The sequence below is a fragment of the uncultured Dubosiella sp. genome, from assembly GCF_964018005.1.
Classification (GTDB): domain Bacteria; phylum Bacillota_I; class Bacilli_A; order Erysipelotrichales; family Erysipelotrichaceae; genus Dubosiella; species Dubosiella muris.
Genome location: NZ_CAXHOA010000008.1, coordinates 29,427 through 47,370 on the forward strand (window position 1 = coordinate 29,427; position 17,944 = coordinate 47,370).

The following is a 17,944-nucleotide window of genomic DNA, read 5'->3' on the forward strand; positions in this document are numbered from 1 at the left end:
TTCTACCTCGTTTCATATTTTTTCGTCTGGGACGGATGGGCGTACTGGGCCAGCGCGTCGATGTGGCTGTCCATCCAGGCGCCCCGCTTTTGGATGTAGTCTTTCATTTGCGCCAGCGCCTCCTGCGTGCTGCCCGGATTGCGCTCTTCGGGTGTCAGCTTTTGATACGCGTCAAGCTGGCTGGGATCGAACGCGTATCCCCACACCTCGTTGTTGCGCTCGACGGCGCTACCTAAGTAGGCGATTGTCTCGTCGATTGTGCGCAGCAGGTTTTCGTCGCTTAAAAGCGTCTTTCGCAGTTCCTTGTAGCGGGCGATGACTTTTTCATTGAAATACGGATCGCTCAGCAGCCGGTCGTACCAGACGCGGTCCACGAGCAAAAACTCGCTTCCTTCCGCGTCGAACGGAGCAAAATAGTTGTTGAGCGCGTTGTTGTAGTCCCAAACCGGACCGATCTTGATTTTCTGCGACCGGTCTTTGTACAAATACGTCGAACGCATGCCCGCGTCGCTGACGGCCAGAAACTCCTGAAGCACGTAGTAGTCCACGAACGAGTCGACGTCGATGTACTTGCGGTACCCTCTGGACGGGCTTTTGTAGTCGGACGAGTACAGCGCTTTTTCAAACGCGCTCAAGCTGTCTTCGATGTACGAAAGCGCCTGGGCGTCAAGCTTGGAGGCGGGCGGATACACGACTTCAATGCCGGCGCCGCTTCCAAGCGTTTCCTGCCGGAACGTGTACATCGAAAAGGAGTCCACGACCACGCTATCGGCGTCAAAGCGGTCGATCCGCACAATGTAGTCCAGCTCCGCCTTGCCCGGCTCGTACGTGTCGAGATCGACCCGGCTCTTTCCTTTGCGAATCGTTTCCATCAGCACGTACAATCCCTGGTACCGCCCGTTTAAAAACACTTCGCAAAAGCGGACGTTGGGCGCGTATCCCATGATTTGACCCGAAATGTTCATCAGCACGTAGTTGCGGATGAGCGTCTTGTCCAGAAACGGTCCGTACAACGCCCAGTTGTCATGGGCACCCATGCCAAACAAGGACACGTCCTCGTCCTGTCCTTGCCCATCGACGAGTTTGATTTGATAGCTTTTTTTATCGAAGGAGCGCGACGAGTTGCCGCGGATGCGGATCGTGGCGTTCGTGTCCACGCCCTCGTCTTGAAGCGTCTTGACGGCAGTATCGTTGTCGATCCAGCGAATGCGGGCCGGAATTTCCTCCTGGCCATCCGTGGTTTGAACGCCGGTTCGAGTTCCGTTCTCATCTTGCAGCCAGCTGCCGGGCACCGGCGCGCCATCCGTGTCGATCGAGACGATTGGCAAATGCGTGCGAAACGTGCCGGGATCTATGGACAAGGAGGCTGTCTGCTCCCCGGGCGCCTGCCGGTGCTGCATGTAGCGGTTCGTATCTTTTGCCGTGTCCGGCTTGAACAGCCCGAGCACGAGCGGAAGAACAAGCAGCGCCACAATCGCGATCCCGCTCATAATTTTGTATTTCATAAATTATCCGTTGATTTCATCGCTTTGCACCACGATGCCGACATATTGCGTATCCGGGATCTCATACAGACACGTGGTGATGGACTTTCCGTTTTTACTGCTTTGCGTCAGGATCTTACGGGAAAGCTCGTAAATGAATTCCACCGACGTCGGGGTCGTGTTTTTCGTGCGAAGTGTCGCTTTTTGATCGAAATACGAGAAAATCACCTTTTCGATCTCGTCGGCGTGCATCCGGCTGCCTTTGACAATCAAAAGCACGCGGTTCTCGTTTTTCACATGGCCCATGATGAGCAAAATCACAAAAATGACGGCGCTGCCCATGCAGGCGACGAGATAATCCGCCACCCCGCAGCAAATGCCGACCACGATCGTCCAGAAAATATAAATCGTGTCGCGCGTGTCCTTAACGGCCGTTCGAAAGCGCACGATGGAAAGCGCGCCGACCATCCCCAAGGACAAAGACAAGTTGTTGCCGATGACCGTCATGACCGTCGCGGTCAGCACCGTCAGGCAAACGAGCGAAATGTTGAACTTTCGCGAATACGCCGTGCCCGAATGACTGATATAGTACGATATATAAATGAACAGCCCCAAAATGACGGCTGTCAAAATGTGCATAAAAATTTCTTCCGTCGTCAGGGTGCCCGACTCCGCCAGCATGCCTTCTAAAATATCTCTCATCGTTTACCTCCTCTTTTTATCCATACACATAACGCAAGCCGACCGAGCGGCTCAAACTATACTTGCCCACGGAAATCTCGCTTTGATCGCATCGCTCCAGCGCGAGCTTGACCGGGCTTAGCAAATAGCCATCGTATTTCACTTCCAAGACGACCCGGTCGTTCACGAAAACCGGATACAAATTCAACGTTTTCGAAAACAAGTCAAAGTCGGATTCCGTGGCGCGGATATTCGCGTCAAACGTAATTCGAATGTTGTTGCTGCGGGCGCAATACGCGATCCGGTCGTATTCCACGATCGCCTTGGGCCGGTACAAGTACATGCTCATGATCGCGTACAGCTCCTTGGCAAATGGCAAGTCGTAATGCAGCAGCACGTCGTAGCGCCCCTCGATCAGCCGCTGCGCGTCGTTTCTCGGGATCGGGAGCGACCGCTTGAGCTGGTCACTTCCTTGCTTTTTCTTCATTTCCAGCATCGCGTACGGGCTGTCGGGATCGTAGACGCGCAAACGGATTTTGCGCCGCAGCTCGACGCCTTCCTCCTTTTCGTGGAAATCCCGGTCGTCGATCGAGTCGAAATATAAACTGCGAACCGTATAGGCCCCTTTGGCGTTGTTGGAATCGAGCGTCAAAAAATGGGAAAAGTAGCTTTGAAGCTGCGCACTTTTCACCAAATTGATCAAATATTTTTTCTCTTGTCGCGAGACAATGTTCATATCGGATGTTCCTTTCTCTTCATTTATTGTAAAAAACAAACCGCGCTTTCTCGATTGGGATGCCCGCAGTCCAGCCACCGTTTCAAAAGCCGCCAAAAAAAAAGCCAAACCGATCCGTCCAGGGTTCGAAATTTCGTAGAGTTCCCTACTCTGCGAATTGATTATAGCACTCTATCCCTTTTGAATCGAGTGATATAATCCATATCTTTTATAAAAATATGTGATTTGTATAGGGGTTGAATATAATGATAACTTATAGTTTCTGGATTAAAAAACAAAAATAAGCCGTCAGTTTTCCCGTCAGGATCACGGCGTGAAAAGAGTGGATTAAGCCGATATCTATCGCGCTTTTTTTGCTTCGATCCCAGGAGCTGTCGTTTTTTTCTTTCCTCGTTTTCCGTCAAAATCGCCGTCAAACCTCCCGTTTTTCCTTTGCCTAAAGCGAAAGAACCACCTTTTTCGCAGAGTAGGGAACTCTGCGAAGGAAATTCGCGAGAATACCCATCGGTTTTCACGCCATGAATACGTCAACCTTCCCCACAAAAAAAGCGATCCGGTCTGATCGCTTTTTTTCTGTTTACTTTTCTTTTTTTACCGCTTCCACAAGCTCCCGGACAAGGCCGGCATCCACGACATCGTAGTCGTCGGCATGTTCCCCGCTCAAATAAGCGTACGTGACGTCGCGCCCGCTCGTCGTTTGATCCGTTCGATACGCCTTGCACGAGGAGTGCACTTGCCAGACGCCGGTTTTTTCCATCAGCTCGACCGCGTTGCCCGCGTTCACGCCCGAGCCCGGCAGGATCTCGATACGGCTTCCAAACTTGTTTTGGATGGCGCCGATTTCCTCGATGCCCTCCATCGCTTTCGCTTTCGTTCCGCTCGTCAGCACCCGGTCCACACCCAGTCCGACGAGCGTTTCGATGGCGCCTTCATAGTCGGTGACGACATCGACCGCCCGATGGAACACGGCCGTCTTTTCAAACGAGTGGATCAAATCGACCATGCATTTCGTCCATTTGGTGTCGACGGCTTTTTCCTCCGTCAAAAAACCGAACGCGATGCCGTCGGCTCCGGACTCCAAAAACAGTTTCGCCTCGTCGAGCATGATTTGTTTTTCGACATCCGTGTAGGCGAAGCCCGCCGCTCTTGGACGCACCATGCACACTACTTCCAGGTCGGTATTCTTTTTTGTTTGGATGAGTGCCATCACACTAGGCGACAGGCCGCCCACGCTCAACGCGCTGTTCAGCTCGATTCGTTTCGCGCCGCCCCGGCTTGCCGCCAGCGCGTCTTCGTAGCTGCCCGCGCACACTTCCACAACGATTGGTTTCATAATTGCTCCTCGATTCCCAGACGATACAAGCTAAGCGCGTAAATTTTCGCGTTCGCCATCAAATCGTCGATATCCATCCATTCATCCGGCAAATGGGCGATGCCTTTCTGGCCGGGGAAGCTTGGTCCGAACGGCACGATGTTCGGCACCTTTTTCGCGTACGTGCCCCCGGTCGTCGTCACCGGCGTGCCATCGAGTCCGGTTACTTGCTCGTACGTTTCCTGCAGGACGCGGCAAAGCGTTCCGTCCTTTGGAAAAAAGACAGGCATCATGTTGTCCATGAGCGCGGCGTCGATTTTCGCCGTCACCTTGCGCGCGATTTCCTCCACCGTCACGCTGGCCGGATAGCTGACTTTCAGCTTGTGTTCCTCGTCGAGACGGAACTCCAGCTTGCCAAACTCGGGATCGTACAAATCCAGATCGAACTGCTCGGGCGTAAAGTGGGACACGTCGGCTTCCGTTTCGAACACGGCCCGGCCCCGCTCGGCGTACACGACCGGATACTTGCAGTCGGGCGTCCATCCCGCGATCGGCGGATTTTTCACATTCAAATAATGGTCCATGTCCGCCATGCCGGTTTCCTCGTTCGTACCAAACACGATCCAGATCGGATGCGCCAACTCGATGCCAAGCTGCTTGATAGCGTACAACGCGTACAGGCACGACAGGATTGGCCCTTTGTTGTCGAGAATGCCTCTGGCGTATATACGGCCGTCGCGGATCGCCGGTGAAAACGGCGGATTCGTCCATTCGCCTTTCGCCTCCACGACGTCAAGATGTCCAAAGATCCCGATATAGCGCGGATCGGTTTTCCAGCCCGGCTTCGTGCCGTATTTCACGATGCCCGCGTAGTGGTCGACGTTTTCCACGACAAACCCCATCGCTTTGGCGAGCGCGAGCGTTTCGGTCAGAGCCTTGTCGACACCGGAACCAAACGGCATATTTTCTTGGGCTTCGCTTCGCGTGCTGTCGATGGACACGATTTTCAAGATCCCGTCCAGCATGGCGTCTTGGTTGCGCTTGACTTGTTCGACGATTTTTCGTTCCAGTCCGCCATCGCGTTGCATATTATTTGCGCTCCAGCGGCGCGGTCCGGGTCCTCATGTAGTTGTCCATCCATTCCTCGCTCGCTTTTTCAATGTACTGTTTGCGGTTTTCGTCGAATTTGACCAGATACACTTCCGGCGCCTCGGTTTCGGTCGCGACCGCGAACGAGAAGCCTTCGATGTTGGTGGCCACGCCCCATTCGCCTTTGTTGTTCATGGCAATCAACGAAAGGTCGCCCGCTTTTTGACGACGGCGTTTGAGCTGCTCGTCGAGCCGGGAAACGGCTTGCTCGCACGCCTGCTGCGGATGGAGGCCTTCCTTCATGAGCCGGACGATCTCGTACGAGATGCACCCTTTCATCAAGTCCTCGCCAAGTCCGGTCGCGCTTGCGCCACCCACTTCGGAATCCACGTAAAATCCGGATCCGGAAATCGGCGAGTCGCCAACCCGGCCGGCCCGCTTCATGAACAAGCCGCTTGTCGAGGTCGCCGCCACCATGTGATGGTTGTCATCCAGACACACCATGCCGACCGTGTCGTGACCGGAATACGGCTTGAGCTCGAGCTCCTGCACTTCCTTAAGCCGGTTGTGGTAGTGGATGCGCGCCCGCTCCGTGAGCATGTTTTTGCGCTCGAATCCCATTTTATGGGCGTATTTTTCGGCGCCGGCGCCAACAAGGAAGTTGTTGACCGGTTCCTTGGACAGCTTCCGAGCGATGGATACCGGGTTGGCGAAGTCTTTGATCGCCGCCACGCAGCCGATATCGAACGTGTCGCCGTCCATGTAGGCGGCGTCCAGTTCCACTTGCATTTCCTCGTTTGGCAGTCCGCCGTAGCCGACGCTTTTGTAGTATTCAAAATCCTCCACGTCGCGAATGGCGGCTTCGATGGCGTCGCCCGCGTCGGCGTGGTCTTTGAGCATTTGATCGGCGCGCGTCACGCCTTCCAATGCCATTCTCCATGTTGCGATAATTCCGTACATCTTTCTTCTACCTCGTTTTCTAAAAAAAGAGAGTGGCGCACTCTCTTAAAAACAAATCTCGGATTCGTGTGCGATGGCTTTGCCTTGCGCCTTGGCCGCCAGTGCCTCGCACATATTCGACAATGTTTCGTTCAAGCCGGTTCCGCCTTTTTTCGGACATTTGACAATGTGGATCCGGTCTTTGTATTCGGCAATCGTTTCCTCGTTTTCCGCGGACATGGCGGCCACGACTGGAATGTTTTCCTCTTCGAGCCGGTTCGCCACCATGGCGCACATCCGGGCAAATTCGGCGTAGTTGAACGCCGGGCCGCACATGACGCCGTCCGCGTTCAGTTTTTTCACCATCGCGCACAGCTTGTGCACGACTTCGTCCTGATGTTCCATGAAGTAGCCGTTGCCGCAATACAGCGTCGCGATGACGCGCTCGTCGTTGGCTTTCAAGTAGCGTTCCATCATCACGGCTGGTCCGACGACTTCCTTCGTCGCCTTCAAACCAATCATTTTATCGTCTTTTGTCCCGGCGCCCGCCTGGATCTGATCGTATATCATAATGACTTTCATTCGATTCGCCCTCGTTTCTATTTATTTTTTCTTCCCATTAAAGATCGTCAAACGAGAAATCGTCGAGGTCGATTTCCTCTTCCTGGCTTTCCATCGCCTTTTGCTCGTCTTCCAAATATTGTTTATCCATCGCCTTGATGAACGGCAGGTAGAGGAACACCCCTAAAATCAGCAAGCCGCCCTGGAATACGGCGCCCATCCAGTTCGTTGCCAAAAAGCCCGAAATGATGACTGGCATCGTCCATGGAATGTTGATTCCGTTGCATGGAGGGAACAAGCCCATGTTCATCGCGAAATACGACAGGATGATGTTGACTGTCGGTACAAGCACGAACGGAATGAGCATAACCGGGTTGAGCACGATTGGCAAACCGAAGATGATTGGCTCGTTGATGCCGAAGATGCCCGGAACGAGCGACAGCTTGCCAAGGTCCTTGATGCGTTTCGAACGGCAGAACAGCAGCATCGCAATGAGCAACGAAAGCGTCGATCCGGCGCCGCCAAAGGTGGCGAACAAGTCCTGGAACTGCTGCGAAATGATGTGCGCGCCGTTTTCGATCGTGTAGCCGGCCGCGCCCACTTCACGATACAAGTTCAGGTTTTCAAGCGCGAGCGTCTGCAAAACCGGGTTGAAGACCGCGCCCACAACCGAGCCGCCGTTGATTCCGAAGAACCAGAACAGGTGCAGGAAGATGTAGGCGACGATCATAGCCCCCAGCGTGTCTCCCAGACCGAGCAGCGGTGTTTGCAGGAACTCGAAAATAAACTGGAACGCGTTCGTTCCGCATGCCGTGAACAGCGTGTTGATCAAGAAGAAGACAACCATCACGATGCCGGCTGGAATGAGCGCGGCGAAAGAAGCAACAACCGTTGGCGGCACGCCGGCTGGCATTTTGATGACCCAGCCCTTTTTCTCGACCCACGCGTACAAGTGGACGCTGATGATCGCGCACAGGATGCCGACGAAGATTCCCTTCGCGCCAAGCCATCCCAGATCAAGTCCGCGCACCATGCTCGTCGCGCCTTCCGGCACGTTGACGGCCACGCCAGTCGCGTCCGCCAGGCCGGCGATTTTCGCGCTAAAGTTGTATGGCATGAGAATGAACCACGACATCAAGGCAACCGCCGCACCAAAGATTGGCGTCGTTTTCATTTCCCGTGCAAAGTAATAACCAATTCCCATCGTGGCGAAGATCGCCATGATCGTGAACGTCGCGTCGGACTGTTTGGAAAGCAGTGCGGCCAAAGACATGTCGCCAATCATGCAGTTTTCCACAAAATCCGTCCACGCGCTGATCGGGAAGTTCGCCAAAAGCAGGAACACCGATCCAACGATCAGCAGCGGCGTCGAAATCAGGAAGCCGTCGCGGATCGCCATTAAATATTTGTTTTTACCAATCGCCGACGCCAGCGGCATCAGCAGTTTTTCTAGTTTATCCATTTCCAAAACCTCGTATCCAATTCGTTTTCGTAATTTATTTTTGTTTCGCTTTTTTCATGATGCCCAGCGTTGTCTTGAGCACTTTTTCCCCGTTCATCATGCCGTAGTCGCCCGCGTCGATGACCGCGATCGGAATGCCTTCGTGGCCGAATTTCGAAACGGTTTCCTCATACATGTACTTGACTTGCGGGCCAAGCAAAATGCAGTCCGGCCGGTCGTTGGCGATGATTTCTTCCAACTTGTTGTGGGAGAACGCCTTGATTTCCAGTGGCAGCTTGTGGTTGTTGGCACAATCCTGCATCATGGACGCCAGCATGCTCGTGGACATGCCCGCGCTGCAAAATAAATAGATCTTTTTCATTGTTTGTATTCCTCCTGTTGACTGTATTGTATCGAAAGCGCTCTCATTGTTTTTGGAACGCTTCTTCCTAGTTTTAGGAATTTTTTTCCAGTTCCTCGATGCGGCGCAGACTTCTCATCGTCGTGTTGGCCATGAGCTCGATCGTTTCCGCGCTCATGAGCTGGTCTTCGGCATGCATCAGAAGCAGACTGACGTTCGTTTTTTCGCCGGCCGCCTCCTTCTGGATGAGCGAAGCGTGGGCTTCGTGGCCTTTGACGAAGAACTCTTTTCCTTCTTTCATTTTCGCCTGCGCCTTTTCGTGCTCTCCTTTTTCGGCGAGCTGGATGGCTTCCACGTACGCGCTTTTCGCCATTCCTACATTCGAGATGATTTGAAAACAAACCAGTTCCATATTTTCCATATTCTTCCTACCTTCCTTTGAGTTTATTTTGTCGTGTCTTCCACGCGGACGAGCCGCGTTTTCGCGATATAGTCGTGCAGCATGCGCCGGCTTGGCGACGCGAGGGCCGCGACTAGCGAAATCGTCGTGATCGCGATCGAGGCCCATAAAAAGATACCGGTCACATTGAGTCCGGACACCATCGAGATGGTGCTGGAAATCAAGGCGCTGGCGTTGTACAGGCAGCCTTCGAGCAAAAATAGCCCGACGCCCTGCCGAAGCAGCAGCCGCCAAAATCCAGGCGTTTTCCCGTCTTCGGTTTCCATTTTGTAGCCAAGCGTCCTCTTTCCGATCGTCTGTCCCGGATAGATTTTCCACGGAACGACGACTTCGTAAAACAGCGCGCCGCAAAGCGCAAGTGCGACGACGGCCAGCGCGGGTCCTTGCTCGATGAGCGCGGAAAGCGTCCACACGTTGACCTGGCGCATCGTTTCCACGTCCTTGGTGACGAACAGCCACGCCAGGCACATGGGCAGCATCATGCACAGCGCGCTTAAAAACCAGTCGATCAAATAGGCGGCAAACCGGCGTCCGTCTTCGACGTCGGTTTCGCGCGTGTCCAGCACGCGGCTCGTTTTGCGTGTTTTTGTCATCATATTCCGTCTTCCTCCTTTGTGATGGTTTCAATAAACAGACGATAGTCCCGTTTCGTAATGAGATTTTGAAATTGTTTTTGATCCGACACGAAATGAGAAAGCCAGTCAAAAAAGATGCGCAGCAAATTTTGGTCGATGTCGCGGATGGCGAGCAAAATGACGAGTTCGACGTCGTATTCGCCCCAGCGCAGCGGCTTGTCGAGAATCGCGATCGAGATCGACGGCTTGACGACGGTGCCTTCGAACGTGTGCGGCAGCGCGAACCCCGTATAAAACGACGTGGACGCGGTGCGTTCCCGCTCGAGCACGCGCTGGGCGAAATCGTCGCGGACGTAGCCTTTGGCTTCCAGGTTTTGGCACATCGTCCGAATGACTTCCTCCTCGTTGTCCGCGACAAGATGCGGATAGAAGAAGTCGGGCACGATGAGGTTTTTGACCATCGCCTTGAACTGGCCGCTGGTCCGCCTTTTATCCAGCCGGTTGAGGGCCTGGAAAATCTCGCTTTCGTCCTCGTAGTTCATGAACATCGAGATCGTCAACGTCGGGACCGGCAAATCGTGCTTTAAATAGACGGAAGAAACGATGAGATCGGGTTCGAGCCGCTCGATGCTTTCGCGTTCGAACACGTTCATCTGAGCCGCAATCTCGATGCGGTCGCCAAACCGAGACTCGATTTTTTCCTTGCATCGTCTGGCCAGCGACTGGTCGTCCGGAAAGATCATGACGACCTGATACTTGCCGGCGGACTGGAGCCGGTTGAACGCGTTGCCCAGATGTAGGGCCAGAAAGCTGATTTCGCTTTCGCTGATCGCAAAGTTCACCGTTTGCTCGAGGCGCCGGGCCGCTTGCACGCCCATCTCGAAGATGAGCGGAAACTTGATCTTGATTTCATGCAAATAGACGTTGTCGACGCTGACGTGCTGCTCGTGGCGCATGAGTAGCGAGCGCACGTGCAGCTCCATGCCGTTTTGCAGTTCCTTGTCGTCGCGCAAGTCCACATCGAACCGCTGCCAAACGTCGTCGAGCATCGCCCGGACGAGTTCGGGCACGTGGACGGTCGCGTTGCCGGCGGCCACTTCCTCGACGGTGTACGCTTTGCTGCGTTTTCCAAGAAGGAGCAGCGTCAGCAGCCGGATCTCGGCCTCGTTGACTTCGATCGGGATCCGGTGGGAGACTTTCGTGAAAAACGCGGACGCGATTTTGTATTCGATGGTGTCGGTCAGGCCGTTTTCCATTTCGACGTTTTCCAAATAGTGGAAGTCGAGCATGCGTTCGAGCGCGATGCCGATGTGCATGAGCAGCATGGGCAGGCTCGATGGCCGGACTTTGTAGTCGTAGCGCTCGAGCGTGCTTTCGAGGATTTCCTTGACCCGCCGCAAGTCGAATTTCTGGTACAGGTCGATCATCTCGTTGAGGTTGGAAAAGTTGTCTTCCAGCTCTTTGTTGAGCATGTCCTTGCACAGCTTGCGTTTGTTGGTTTCGCTTCCTTCGAGCCAGATCCAGTTTTTCTGCTTGACGAGCCGGACGTTGCCGTACTGGGTGAGCTTTTTCCGGATCGTTTTCACGTCGGCGTCGATGGTGTACGAGCTGGCACAAAGCAGCTCGGGCAAATCGTAAATGTTCAGCTCCCTTTTTTCGAACAGCAGGATCTTCACGATAAACTCCTGGCGTTCCTTTGGTGTTTGCGGAATCGACGAAATGATGCCGGTTGGCGCGCCGCTTTCCTCTTTCGCGACGAGGTGGTAGCCTTTTTGGGGATTTCCCTCGATCGTTACCTGGCCGCCTTCGGTGTTGATCGCCTCGATGTCGTTGCGAATCGTCCGGTCGGTGACGCCAAGCATCGCGGCCAGCTCCTTCCCTTTTATCCAGTTTTCCTCATGCAGGATCTCGCATATCTTTTTTTGTCTTTGCGTGAGCATGTTTCCTCCTACGCCTGTAATTGTATGGCAATGTATTTCCTAGCTTACCCCGAATCATTTCCTAGCGCTAGGAAATGGTTGCTTCTTTTTTCCTTGCGCGCTTCTTATACTAGGAGGCAGGTGATGATTATGATAAATATATTTGACACAACGACGATTAAAAACAAACAAACGCGGCTGGCTTTCTCGATTTTCTGGATCGGTGTCAGCTCGCTGCTGCAAACCTTCACGATTCAAAGCTTCATGGATCCAAGCAACCTGCTGTCGAGCGGCTTCACCGGTCTGGCGATTCTCATCAACAAGATCACGACGCTCTTTGGCGTTCCGTTCTCGGTGTCGCTTGGTATCCTGTGTTTAAATATTCCGGCGGCTCTGCTTTGCTGCAAGCACATTTCCAAGCGCTTCACGCTGCTAAGCTACATCCAGTTTTCCCTGACGTCGGTTTTACTGGATGTGTGCCATTTCCAGCCCATCTTCGACGACTTGTTTCTCAACGTGATTTTCGGCGGCTTCCTGTATGGCCTTGTCGTCGTCATCGCGCTGCGTACCGAAGGCTCGACGGGCGGCACAGACTTTATCGCTTTGTATATTTCCGATAAGCTGCACAAAAGCATTTGGGACCAGGTCTTTATTTTCAACGTGTGCATTATCGTCATTTTCGGATTTTTCTTCGGCTGGGAATACGCGGGCTATTCGATTGTGTTCCAGTTTATTTCCACGAAGACAATTTCCTACTTCTACCACCGGTACGCCCAGATCATGGTGGAGGTGACGACTTCGAAGCCGAAAGCGGTATCCGAGGCGTTTAAGACGAATTTCCGGCACGGTATGAGTATCGTGAACGGCCAGGGCGGGTACAGCGGCAAGCCGTTCTCGCTGTGCAAGACGATCGTAAGCAGCTACGAGGAAAAACCGATCATCGACTGTTTGCATCAAGTCGACCCGGACGCGATCGTGTATACGCATAAGATCGACAACTTTTACGGACGCTTTTATCAAAAGCCGATTGAATAAAAAAACGCAAAGTCTTGCCAAAGACTGTTATAGGATCTATTGAAAGGAAGGAAAATGATTGTCCTTCCTTTTTCTTTGATATGGGGGCGTGATCTAGTTGCTTAAGTACACAAGCAGGGAAAAAAAGGAGGCACCATTTTTGATACCTCCGATCAATAGCTTCTCTTATGTGTTACAAACATCTATTCAGGCAATCCTACACTGCCCTTTTATTGGGTCACATTTTCGTCTTTGATGTTACGCGGTTTGCCGCACCTCAAAAGCGATTTCCCCTTCGATAACGATTGACCGGTAATATGCGCGATACTTTCGTCGGTCGAAGCTGGAAAATGATTTTATCCTTTATAATTCAATGATTGTTTTTTGAAAAACGTTTCGACTTTGGAAACGGTTTGTCCCGTTACTTCAGCAATCGTAGGACAATCCATGCCTTTGGCGTACAATTTGCGCATGATGGCTTCACGCTCTTGCGCGCGTCCTTCGTTCTTGGACTTTCTTTCAAATTCTCTCATGATCTCGCACATGGCATTCACTCCTTCCGGTTCCTTTTTAAAATACGATACGGCTTCTCTAAGCTCATCATAAAACATGTCATCCGGGTTTGTACAGTGGAAATCATGCATCAGCTTTCCAATCGCGTCATCGCCCCGGTATTCTCCATTCACAAAACGGATGTGCGCTTTCGTGTGCAGGATCCGCTTCCATTTCCGATCGAACCATTCATACGTGTAAAATGGCTCGTTTTGTTTGAGAAAGTCTTTTCTCGTCAGAAAGACGACCCACGATTCGTTTAACGCGCGAAACGGTTCGTTTGGCTTCAGCATATGGGAAACGAGCACGCTCAAGTTGAACAACGCCCGCTGTCCAAGAGCCCTCCTGTCGTTTTCTATCTCAAAGTTGTACAAGTTGCCTTCCATATCCTCGACAAACAAATCGTAGCGGACATGCCGAAAAAAAGGCAGTCCCTTCTTTACCTCCATCCCCCATCGTTTGACGACGAGGTCTGGCTTTCCGGTCAGGATGCGCGCCAGCAATGTGATGGCCGGTTTGCTGCGGGAAAAGACGGGGTACATGAAAAAGTCGCTGAACAGCGTGAATCGCAGGATCATCTCGTAGTATTGATTGTTGATCAAATATATACCTCCAAAAAATCATTCTAAGATCAAAAAAGATCCATTTCTGTTTTCATGCGGTGCTTTGATCGGAAAAAAGTGCCAAGGAAAAAAGTGCCAAGGAAAAAAGTCAAAGAAAACCATAAAAAAGAAAAAGATGAAAGAACCGGGAAAAAGATGGATTCGTTCGATATTTAGAATTAGAATCCGTCGGAAGACGGATGTGGACAAACTATAGCATGAAAAAAAATGCGGACGTCAACAGGAAAAGCGGAAGAACCAGATATTCTATAGATTGGTGTCTTTAACAATTACCGGAGTATTTTTCATCCCTCAACCAGCAAATTTGTTCGCCCAACAGTTTGAGTATATCAAGCGATTGGAGCATGAGCCTCCTGTTTTTTTCGACATTGAATCCCCTCGAATGTTTATATAACAAAACATTTTCGCTCTTTTTGTTCTATTATTTAAACGTTATTTGTTTCTTTTCCACCAAATGAAATCCGGAAGACCTAGACAACCTTTCCATATTTATAACCGTTTTCCCCATTCCTCTTTTCTTTCGCAACACAATAAAATATCTTTTATATCATAGAAAGGAAAATACACACATGAAAAAAAGAAGTTGGATATGGGTTGCTGGTGCCATTTTGATGGGCGCGCTTTCGGCATGCCAGAAACCGGAAAACGAGGACCAGAAAATGTACTCATTGGATGAGTACCAGGAAAAATTCGACCATTCTAAAAAAGACGACTGATTAGAAAGCCGGCCATCCTTCGATTGACCGGCTTTCTAACATAAAAAAAAGACTTAGCAACGTCCTATTTTCGCAGGCGCGAAGCCAACTATCGTCGGCGCAGAAGAGCTTGACTTCTGTGTTCGGTACGAGAACAGGTATTTCCTCTTCGCTATCATCACTAAATCCTTGATTAATATACGCTTTTTCCACGTTAAACGCAAGAGGAAATTTCACTTTTTTTATTTTTTCTTTAAAATTTCTCTTTTCAAATGAAAAGAAGATGTCGAATCGTATCAATATCTTCTTCAGATCGGGGAATTTTTTGGATTTTCTCCAAAACCACGGGGTCCCGTCCCTTTCCACTCTCTTTCTATTTTTGTTTCTTTTTTCGTCCAAACCACAATCCCGCAATACCAAGCCCGGAAAGCGCGATGAGATTTTCATGCAATTTTGTCATCAAAGACACGCCTGTGTTTGGCGATTTCTTTGTCGTGGAAGCACGCGCGATGCCGGAAGCCTTCGTTTTTTGTCGCGTTGTCGAAGTCGAAACCAGGCTTGCCGATTTTTTCGATGACTCGCGATGTGGTTCCTTGTCGTTTTGTTCCGTCGGGTTTTCCGGCATCTTTTGATCTTTTTTTGATGGTTCTTCCGGCTGCACCGTTTTCTTTAAATCATCCGGATTGACCAGATCCACGGGTTCCACCGGAAATTCCGGTTCAAACGGGTCAATCGGATCGACCGGATCAACTGGGTCGACTGGTTTTTCCGGCTCTTCCGGACGAGTCGTGTTTTCAAATCGAACGCGGTCGCCCGTCTTGAAGTCAAGCGTTTCCGGCGCTTCCAGCGTCCTGCCCTCCGCGTCTTTTGTCCGTTCGACTTTGCAGGAATCCAAAACAAGCGTTTTCACTTTATACGGTTTGTGCGCGATCGTTCCGGTTTTCTCCTCGATGCGGGTGTTCAACGTGATGCGGTATTCGGACTGGTCGAAACGCAATCTGGCTTTTTCCAGGCTTTCATCCCGGTTTTCATACAAGGTAAACTGATAGGTGCCCGGCTTCGTCAAAAAACCGTTGTTGAACATTTCAAATGCCGCGTTACCCTCCGCGTCGTTTTTGACTTTCAGTGTTTTCCGCTCGGCGTTTTCGATCGCCTGGCCGTTTTCATCGGCGACCTGGCCGCCTTTCAGCTCGAAAGAGAAGTCGTCGCCTTTCAACTCGTTTTGTTGGCCTTCGGTATTCAGCCACGTTTTGGCGAGAAAGACATCCGGCATCGTGCTGATTCCCTGGGTTTCCTTGCCAATGATCAAAATCCCGTTATTGGCGATCCCGCCCCCATCGTTGTATACCGCTTCATTGTCCGTAATGAACACGTTTCCGTTTTCCATCGCGGCCCGCTTTCCCTCTTCGGATGGATGGGCCGTCAAAACGAGGAAGCGGTCGCTATAAATCGTTCCGTTGTTGCCGGCGTCAACTTCGTTGAGCTTATCGGGCTCGGCCACCGATACTCGATAGCCGGTGTAGTTGCTTAAGTGCTTCGCCACATCCTGCATTTGCTCGGTCGTCATATTTTCCAAATCGTCCATTTGCTTTCCATAGCCGAGCATGACGTTGCCAAACAGCGCGCCGGCGTTGTAGTCCCGGTTGTACGAATCGCCATAGCCATTCACACCCGCCGTGAAAATATCGTTGGCCGCGCGCATAAACAACTTCCGCTGCGCCGGGGTCCACGATTTCCAAATGTCGCCGCCATCGACGTCGTTGTTGACTTTGAAATACGTTTCCAGCGCCACGCCGTTGGCCGTGTTGTCAAAAATCGCGCCGCCATCCGTGGCATACACGAAATTTCGTCCCGTATGGCACGCGGCCAGACCGCCACCCATCGTACCCGCCGTGTTCTGTGTGATGACGACATTCATCAGTTCCAGACGTCCGGACGCGTTGACGTAAATCCCGCCGCCGCCAAGGTCGTCTTTTGTGAGCGTCTTGTTGCCGCGAATGGACACGTTGCCGTTTTGCGCCTCGATCACGCCGTTGCCCGCCAAATGGATTCCGCCACCCTCGCTGCCGGTCGCAATGTTGTCGGCAATCGTGCCGCCATGCAGCCGCATTTGTCGGGACACGTTGAGTCCGCCGCCATAATCGGCCGAGTTGCCTTGAATCAAGCCATCGTTCATCGTGAAATCTTTCGCGGACACGCCGCCACCGCCGTGTTCTTCGGCAATGTTGCCCGTGATCGAACCATTTTCCATCGTCACTTGATTGCTGTTGATTCCACCGCCAAAATGGTGCGCGCGGTTTCGGGTAATCGTGCCCCCGTCCATGACAACGCTTCCGCCGCCGATGCCGCCACCCGAATAGCCCGCCTCGTTGCCGGCAATCAAACCGTCGTTAAGAGTCAGCGTCGAGCGCCCTTCCAAATAAATCCCGCCGCCATACACGGTGGACTTGTTGTCGCGAATCGTACCGCCATTCATTGTCATGGACGCGGTGTTCTTCCAAACCGGATGGTCGTTCAAGTACACGCCCGCGCCGTTGTTGCTCGTGTTTTCAGCGATGAGGCCGCCATTCATCGTCAAATCGCCGCCGTCTTCAAAATAGATACCCGAGTTTTTATTTTTCGTGATTTCTCCGTTATCGAGCGTTACTTGGGAACCATTCGCCACATGGACGCCCTGTCCATTGTTGCCGGTGATCGTTCCACCCGTCATATGAAAGGCACTTTCGCTGCCGGAAATCCGGATACCGCCATTTTGGTTGTCATGCACGCTTCCGCCGCTCATATGAAGGGTCCCGCCATTTTTGACGCCAATACCGCCGCCATCCACATAGCTGGCGTTGTTGGAAATATTCCCGCCTTCCAGATTGACCGTGCCGCCATCGACTTGCACTCCGCCGTCGCCGTCCCACGCTCCGAAACCACCGGAAATATTTCCTTGTTTTTCCGTTTCCTCGCTGCTTGTGTCTTTGATCGTCAAGCTGGCGTCCTGGCCGACTTTGACAACCGAGCCATAGCTTTTTCCCAAAGCCGGCGTTCCGTTATCGCTTGCCCCCTCCTCTGGGTCATAGTGGTCGGATACCATGTCGTTTCCGTTCAAATCCAGCGACACGTTGCCATCTTCCGCCCCCACTTCGATACCGGAGCGGGTGCCGTCTTCTTTCGTGACATCCTCGTAAAGCTGCACCGTGCGACCATCCACGCTTGCTGCGTCGCCCCACGATTCCACGCCATAATACCCGGTGTCCTCGTTTTTATCTCCGTATCCGTAATGATTCGCTTTTTCCGAATCCTCGATCCAAACACCCGCGCTCGTGTCCCCGTCGACGGCGTTTTGCACGTCGTCAAACGAAGCGGCCAGCGCCGGTGTACACGATAAAGAAAGCGCAACCGCCATCGCTGTCCCGCGACTTATGCGCCTTTTTCTTGATTTATCCATTTGATCGCCTTTCTAGAGCGCCCGATTCCATGGCGCTCGATCCGCTTTTCCATCCAATCACGCACA

Annotated in this window: 16 protein-coding genes and 1 rRNA gene; 2 read left to right on the forward strand and 15 right to left on the reverse strand. The window is 52.2% G+C overall.

The features are described from left to right. Nucleotides 1–2: 2 nt before the first annotated feature. The 12 genes from ABNS49_RS06925 to ABNS49_RS06980 form a co-directional block, all read right to left on the reverse strand. On the reverse strand, nucleotides 3–1,505 hold the full coding sequence (locus ABNS49_RS06925) for a CotH kinase family protein (protein ID WP_135980122.1): 1,503 nt from the start codon (nucleotides 1,503–1,505) through the stop codon (nucleotides 3–5). 3 nt (nucleotides 1,506–1,508) lie between these two features. Next, entirely contained in the window at nucleotides 1,509–2,186 is a 678-nt protein-coding gene (locus ABNS49_RS06930) for a DUF4956 domain-containing protein (RefSeq protein ID WP_348688117.1), read from the reverse strand. A 16-nt stretch (nucleotides 2,187–2,202) separates the two neighbouring features. Then, nucleotides 2,203–2,901 carry a polyphosphate polymerase domain-containing protein gene (locus ABNS49_RS06935; protein ID WP_135980120.1) on the reverse strand — a complete coding sequence of 233 codons (699 nt, stop codon included), beginning with the start codon at nucleotides 2,899–2,901 and terminating at the stop codon, nucleotides 2,203–2,205. 577 nt (nucleotides 2,902–3,478) lie between these two features. Then, nucleotides 3,479–4,234 (reverse strand): copper homeostasis protein CutC, encoded by a 756-nt coding sequence (locus tag ABNS49_RS06940; RefSeq protein WP_135980119.1) that lies wholly within the window; start codon nucleotides 4,232–4,234, stop codon nucleotides 3,479–3,481. Continuing rightward, complete coding sequence (locus ABNS49_RS06945) at nucleotides 4,231–5,283, reverse strand: Sapep family Mn(2+)-dependent dipeptidase (protein WP_135980133.1); 1,053 nt, start codon at nucleotides 5,281–5,283, stop codon at nucleotides 4,231–4,233. The genes ABNS49_RS06940 and ABNS49_RS06945 overlap by 4 nt, the downstream gene beginning before the upstream one ends. Before the next feature lie 19 nt (nucleotides 5,284–5,302). After that, nucleotides 5,303–6,262: a N(4)-(beta-N-acetylglucosaminyl)-L-asparaginase gene (locus tag ABNS49_RS06950; RefSeq protein WP_135980118.1), complete on the reverse strand. Its 960-nt coding sequence runs from the start codon at nucleotides 6,260–6,262 to the stop codon at nucleotides 5,303–5,305. A 45-nt stretch (nucleotides 6,263–6,307) separates the two neighbouring features. Further along, nucleotides 6,308–6,823 carry a GrdB-related putative oxidoreductase gene (locus ABNS49_RS06955; protein WP_135980117.1) on the reverse strand — a complete coding sequence of 172 codons (516 nt, stop codon included), beginning with the start codon at nucleotides 6,821–6,823 and terminating at the stop codon, nucleotides 6,308–6,310. Between the two features lie 37 nt (nucleotides 6,824–6,860). Beyond that, nucleotides 6,861–8,264, reverse strand: a complete 1,404-nt coding sequence (locus tag ABNS49_RS06960) for a PTS sugar transporter subunit IIC (protein WP_135980116.1) — start codon at nucleotides 8,262–8,264, stop codon at nucleotides 6,861–6,863. 34 nt (nucleotides 8,265–8,298) lie between these two features. Then, nucleotides 8,299–8,625, reverse strand: a complete 327-nt coding sequence (locus ABNS49_RS06965) for a PTS sugar transporter subunit IIB (RefSeq protein ID WP_135980115.1) — start codon at nucleotides 8,623–8,625, stop codon at nucleotides 8,299–8,301. 73 nt (nucleotides 8,626–8,698) lie between these two features. Next, complete coding sequence (locus tag ABNS49_RS06970) at nucleotides 8,699–9,025, reverse strand: PTS lactose/cellobiose transporter subunit IIA (RefSeq protein ID WP_135980114.1); 327 nt, start codon at nucleotides 9,023–9,025, stop codon at nucleotides 8,699–8,701. Nucleotides 9,026–9,048: 23 nt separating this feature from the next. After that, complete coding sequence (locus ABNS49_RS06975) at nucleotides 9,049–9,660, reverse strand: RDD family protein (RefSeq protein ID WP_135980113.1); 612 nt, start codon at nucleotides 9,658–9,660, stop codon at nucleotides 9,049–9,051. After that, on the reverse strand, nucleotides 9,657–11,579 hold the full coding sequence (locus ABNS49_RS06980) for a PRD domain-containing protein (protein WP_135980112.1): 1,923 nt from the start codon (nucleotides 11,577–11,579) through the stop codon (nucleotides 9,657–9,659). Before ABNS49_RS06980 ends, ABNS49_RS06975 begins: the two co-directional genes overlap by 4 nt. 123 nt (nucleotides 11,580–11,702) lie before the next feature. Between ABNS49_RS06980 and ABNS49_RS06985 the strand changes: the two genes are divergently transcribed. Continuing rightward, nucleotides 11,703–12,593 carry a YitT family protein gene (locus ABNS49_RS06985; RefSeq protein WP_277820797.1) on the forward strand — a complete coding sequence of 297 codons (891 nt, stop codon included), beginning with the start codon at nucleotides 11,703–11,705 and terminating at the stop codon, nucleotides 12,591–12,593. 335 nt (nucleotides 12,594–12,928) lie between these two features. On the opposite strand, the gene ABNS49_RS06990 is transcribed toward ABNS49_RS06985, so the two are convergent. After that, complete coding sequence (locus tag ABNS49_RS06990) at nucleotides 12,929–13,726, reverse strand: hypothetical protein (protein ID WP_289108470.1); 798 nt, start codon at nucleotides 13,724–13,726, stop codon at nucleotides 12,929–12,931. Nucleotides 13,727–14,316: 590 nt separating this feature from the next. Here ABNS49_RS06990 and ABNS49_RS06995 point away from each other — a divergent pair. Then, nucleotides 14,317–14,463, forward strand: coding sequence for a hypothetical protein (locus ABNS49_RS06995; RefSeq protein WP_289108471.1), 147 nt, complete (start codon nucleotides 14,317–14,319; stop codon nucleotides 14,461–14,463). 51 nt (nucleotides 14,464–14,514) lie between these two features. On the opposite strand, the gene rrf is transcribed toward ABNS49_RS06995, so the two are convergent. Both rrf and ABNS49_RS07005 read right to left on the reverse strand, forming a co-directional pair. After that, nucleotides 14,515–14,628, reverse strand: a 5S ribosomal RNA gene (gene rrf, locus ABNS49_RS07000). A 187-nt stretch (nucleotides 14,629–14,815) separates the two neighbouring features. Continuing rightward, nucleotides 14,816–17,878: a right-handed parallel beta-helix repeat-containing protein gene (locus ABNS49_RS07005; protein WP_348688122.1), complete on the reverse strand. Its 3,063-nt coding sequence runs from the start codon at nucleotides 17,876–17,878 to the stop codon at nucleotides 14,816–14,818. Nucleotides 17,879–17,944: the final 66 nt, after the last annotated feature.

What these genes read in the sequence shown, in the direction of transcription:
- ABNS49_RS06965 (WP_135980115.1), bottom strand. Translation starts at nt 8,625, where the DNA reads ATGAAAAAGATCTATTTATTTTGCAGCGCGGGCATGTCCACGAGCATG.
- ABNS49_RS06955 (WP_135980117.1), bottom strand. Translation starts at nt 6,823, where the DNA reads ATGAAAGTCATTATGATATACGATCAGATCCAGGCGGGCGCCGGGACA.
- ABNS49_RS06940 (WP_135980119.1), bottom strand. Translation starts at nt 4,234, where the DNA reads ATGAAACCAATCGTTGTGGAAGTGTGCGCGGGCAGCTACGAAGACGCG.
- ABNS49_RS06950 (WP_135980118.1), bottom strand. Translation starts at nt 6,262, where the DNA reads ATGTACGGAATTATCGCAACATGGAGAATGGCATTGGAAGGCGTGACG.
- ABNS49_RS06995 (WP_289108471.1), top strand. Translation starts at nt 14,317, where the DNA reads ATGAAAAAAAGAAGTTGGATATGGGTTGCTGGTGCCATTTTGATGGGC.
- ABNS49_RS06935 (WP_135980120.1), bottom strand. Translation starts at nt 2,901, where the DNA reads ATGAACATTGTCTCGCGACAAGAGAAAAAATATTTGATCAATTTGGTG.
- ABNS49_RS06930 (WP_348688117.1), bottom strand. Translation starts at nt 2,186, where the DNA reads ATGAGAGATATTTTAGAAGGCATGCTGGCGGAGTCGGGCACCCTGACG.
- ABNS49_RS06975 (WP_135980113.1), bottom strand. Translation starts at nt 9,660, where the DNA reads ATGATGACAAAAACACGCAAAACGAGCCGCGTGCTGGACACGCGCGAA.
- ABNS49_RS06985 (WP_277820797.1), top strand. Translation starts at nt 11,703, where the DNA reads ATGATTATGATAAATATATTTGACACAACGACGATTAAAAACAAACAA.
- ABNS49_RS07005 (WP_348688122.1), bottom strand. Translation starts at nt 17,878, where the DNA reads ATGGATAAATCAAGAAAAAGGCGCATAAGTCGCGGGACAGCGATGGCG.
- ABNS49_RS06960 (WP_135980116.1), bottom strand. Translation starts at nt 8,264, where the DNA reads ATGGATAAACTAGAAAAACTGCTGATGCCGCTGGCGTCGGCGATTGGT.
- ABNS49_RS06970 (WP_135980114.1), bottom strand. Translation starts at nt 9,025, where the DNA reads ATGGAAAATATGGAACTGGTTTGTTTTCAAATCATCTCGAATGTAGGA.
- ABNS49_RS06925 (WP_135980122.1), bottom strand. Translation starts at nt 1,505, where the DNA reads ATGAAATACAAAATTATGAGCGGGATCGCGATTGTGGCGCTGCTTGTT.
- ABNS49_RS06980 (WP_135980112.1), bottom strand. Translation starts at nt 11,579, where the DNA reads ATGCTCACGCAAAGACAAAAAAAGATATGCGAGATCCTGCATGAGGAA.